The sequence below is a fragment of the Paraburkholderia sp. GAS82 genome (assembly GCF_050436285.1).
Classification (GTDB): Bacteria; Pseudomonadota; Gammaproteobacteria; order Burkholderiales; family Burkholderiaceae; genus Paraburkholderia; species Paraburkholderia phenazinium_B.
In genome coordinates this window covers 1-2,885 of sequence record NZ_JBNDLX010000024.1, presented here as the reverse complement: position 1 = coordinate 2,885, position 2,885 = coordinate 1, and the positions used below count along the sequence as shown (strand labels likewise).

The 2,885-nt window shown below is 57.7% G+C and carries 4 protein-coding genes; 1 reads left to right on the top strand and 3 read right to left on the bottom strand.

Going from position 1 to position 2,885, the window contains the following annotated elements:
• Positions 1 to 222: 222 nt before the first annotated feature.
• Positions 223 to 633 (top strand): hypothetical protein, encoded by a 411-nt coding sequence (locus tag P3T17_RS37455; RefSeq protein WP_429411964.1) that lies wholly within the window; start codon positions 223 to 225, stop codon positions 631 to 633.
• A 220-nt stretch (positions 634 to 853) separates the two neighbouring features.
• On the opposite strand, the gene P3T17_RS37450 is transcribed toward P3T17_RS37455, so the two are convergent.
• The 3 genes from P3T17_RS37450 to P3T17_RS37440 all read right to left on the bottom strand — a co-directional run bounded on the left by P3T17_RS37450 (position 854) and on the right by P3T17_RS37440 (position 2,707).
• Positions 854 to 1,456 (bottom strand): hypothetical protein, encoded by a 603-nt coding sequence (locus P3T17_RS37450; protein ID WP_429411962.1) that lies wholly within the window; start codon positions 1,454 to 1,456, stop codon positions 854 to 856.
• Positions 1,453 to 1,950 carry a hypothetical protein gene (locus tag P3T17_RS37445; RefSeq protein WP_429411960.1) on the bottom strand — a complete coding sequence of 166 codons (498 nt, stop codon included), beginning with the start codon at positions 1,948 to 1,950 and terminating at the stop codon, positions 1,453 to 1,455. Before P3T17_RS37445 ends, P3T17_RS37450 begins: the two co-directional genes overlap by 4 nt.
• A 211-nt stretch (positions 1,951 to 2,161) precedes the next feature.
• Positions 2,162 to 2,707, bottom strand: a complete 546-nt coding sequence (locus tag P3T17_RS37440; RefSeq protein WP_429411958.1) for a serine/threonine protein kinase — start codon at positions 2,705 to 2,707, stop codon at positions 2,162 to 2,164.
• Between the last annotated feature and the right edge of the window lie 178 nt (positions 2,708 to 2,885).

The window sequence follows — 2,885 nt, the reverse complement described above, 5'->3', positions numbered from 1 at the left end:
GTTCAGTCGTAGAAAGCACGAAGCTGCGAAGGCGCAGCCTCACCAGTCGCTCGACAGACTGCCGGCTCACGCGTTTTTACACGGCCTCGGCCGACTGCCGCCCGACGCGGTCGGCCGGAGCCGACCCACAGGGGACCTACAAGATTACCGCAACCGGCCGTTCAAGATGGCCGTGTGTTGTCGCTTATACTTGGTCGCTCGCCATAGCAAAAAATCACCAGCATGAGCCCGGTTCCAAATGATCCGCAAACAGCATTTATACGGGAATTGCAGTCTCGCTACGATCAGAGGCCCACAGGATGGTTGCTTTCAGCCCCCGACATTGAACTCTGGACCCAGATTGTCGGATCGACGAGGCGGGACGCGTATAACGCGATGGCTCGGCAAATCGCGGTCGGATTTCACGAGGGGCGACTCCCCTTCTGGTTTTGCGACGCTGTGGTAAACGCGATTATCGGTTTCGTGTATGACGACTGGACCGCGAAGGGGGAAGACTTCCCCGCCTTGTTTTACGAAATCTATTTAGCCTTTGACGCGGGTGAAGTTAGTCGACCGGGAGTCGATCCGATTGAGACCTACACGCGTCCTATGATTGCGAAAATTGTTCACGATTTAGGCAACGAAGCTGGATGACTCTCCCTGGCCGATGCCTGTCGAATGCAATCGGCATACGCCGCCCGAAACTCACGGGCCGGCGATCGACAGCGCGCGACCCAACTCGGCCGCTCGGTTTTTCGAAAGCGGTCGCTCATCGGCCGATCGGCGAGTCCGGCCGCAAAGAGACTCTCGTGCACATGACGCTCCTCCATGTCGTCCCAAACGACGCAGCAATGTCTCGACGGCGATGCATAGATTAAATGAAGCGAACGTAACGTCGCTCTTCTTGTGTGATCGCGAGCGCTTGCCGCGCCGCAATCATCTCGTGACGACCTCCCGGTTGCGCATGCCCTCTGATTTCCGGCATCGCTGCGTGTCCGAAGAGACGTGCGACCGCACCGATAGTGCAGATGACGGCCGGCGGTAACACACCGAAAAGGAGGACTCCCTTCAGAAGAAAGTCACGGTCTAGTCCAAAAAAATGGCCAATTGCCGCCATGATCAAGCTGGCCCCAAGAAGTAACGGGACGCTCGCGACCTCCCACCGGGCGCTCGCAACCTGCGCGGTGCGGGCCAAATAGACAGAGCCGTCGGTGTTGTTGCGGATGCCATAAATCTGGAGACGATCCGGTTCTTCAAAGCAGGCGACGTCTAGCTTGTCGCCCGCGGCGATAAAAATGTCAGATGCCCTTGTGGTATTGACCGTGAGCGGCATCTGGACAAGATCGAGCCGCAGGGCGATCCCTTCGCTGTCGAATTTCACAGGTGCGCCGTTCGTAGAAAACCCGTCAGTAATGATCGATTTCTGGCTGACCGACAGAACGCTTCCAGACACGACTCGCAGAGCGCGCTTCATCATCGGCTTCGCCAGCTACGTTGAGCTTCACGTCGACGCGCATCGAGTGACTTGATCAGAACGGCACCGAACAGGATGCAGGCCACAAGGCTGAGGGTCGCCGCCGAGCTGGCCAGGCCGATGACCACAAAACTGTCGACCTTCGCGGCCGCGTAAGCGGTCAGTGCAAGCATGCACAATGCGACCGCCAGAACCTTCGTGCTCAATCGCATCTCACCGAAAACGTCGCGTGGAGCGATCGCGATAGCAGCCCCCGTGAGCCATGCGACCTTCCGGCGCCCACGCTCTTCGATGACGCAAACCCTCACGCTCACACCGCTCGACAGTTGAGTAACGAGCTTGAAAGAGTCGCTCGCTACATCGTTAGCATCGATAAAGTAGCAGATGTCCTGCATCGTCAAGCGATAGAGCGTTGGGGCACGGCCGGCTTGTGCACACACAAGATCGGTGTCGATGCGGTCAATAGTGGCATCAATCAAGGCGGTGCGTTCGATCATGAGCCGAGAATCAGCACGGGCGTACTCCGGCGATCCATTGTTGAGGTGGGAAGATCATACATTGATCCCATAGCGCTAGAACTCCGCACACAGATGCCGATTCTCTCGACGTTCCCGCCGGTGCTCAAGGAGGACAGTGCCTGATTTATTTTCGATTACCAATGTCATGCCGCGTTGGCCCCAGGCGAAACCGGTAGTCATGCCGAATGCATCACCGATGTTCGTGGACGATCTTGGTGCGGTGCCCCAACACTCTGGCAAGCTCTGTAGCGAGACGTGGTTCAATGGCCCAGTTGTTGAAGCCGATTCCGAGATTGCCGAACCCCCAATCGAGCTCGAGAAATCTCCAATCAATGATTCGCGCCGAACTTCGACATGCTGGACAGGCAAGCATGTCATCTGGCTCATTGTCAAACCACGCGCCGACCGCGTCGCTCCAGGGCACGTTGTCGGGAGCGTGATCGGCACCGCAATGCGGGCATTGAATTCCGTCGGGACCTGGGCCAGCGTGAAACACGGTACGGACCGCCGTGATCTCGACGCCGCAAAGTAGCAGATAGTCAGACACCTGCTTGGACCATACGGCAGCACTCGTCCCGGGGCGATACACATCGGAGCGCAGCAACCGGGGGTCAGTTGACGGCGCTGCTTGCACGATAGATTCCCCGACGAGCCATGCGAGCGCTTCTTTTGCGAGCGCAGGTGCCTCGTCGGCAGTGGCATCGACATCGACGACCCAGACGATGTTTTCGCTCATGGTTTGTTGTGGTGACCGATTGAGGTAAGGACACGCCTAGCCGAGATTAGATTGGCAGCGATCCGGACGATGTTGTCGAATGGCCGAAACTGGCCGAGGCTGTGTAAAAACTCTAATGATCGCCTAGACTGAATCAACCTGCTGGAATGAGAGGCGCAGATGGGGCGATTTGTCGAAG

Bases quoted from the DNA above. Each gene is read 5' to 3' on its own strand.
- P3T17_RS37455 (WP_429411964.1), top strand. From the start codon at position 223: ATGAGCCCGGTTCCAAATGATCCGCAAACAGCATTTATACGGGAATTG.
- P3T17_RS37450 (WP_429411962.1), bottom strand. From the start codon at position 1,456: ATGATGAAGCGCGCTCTGCGAGTCGTGTCTGGAAGCGTTCTGTCGGTC.
- P3T17_RS37445 (WP_429411960.1), bottom strand. From the start codon at position 1,950: ATGATCGAACGCACCGCCTTGATTGATGCCACTATTGACCGCATCGAC.
- P3T17_RS37440 (WP_429411958.1), bottom strand. From the start codon at position 2,707: ATGAGCGAAAACATCGTCTGGGTCGTCGATGTCGATGCCACTGCCGAC.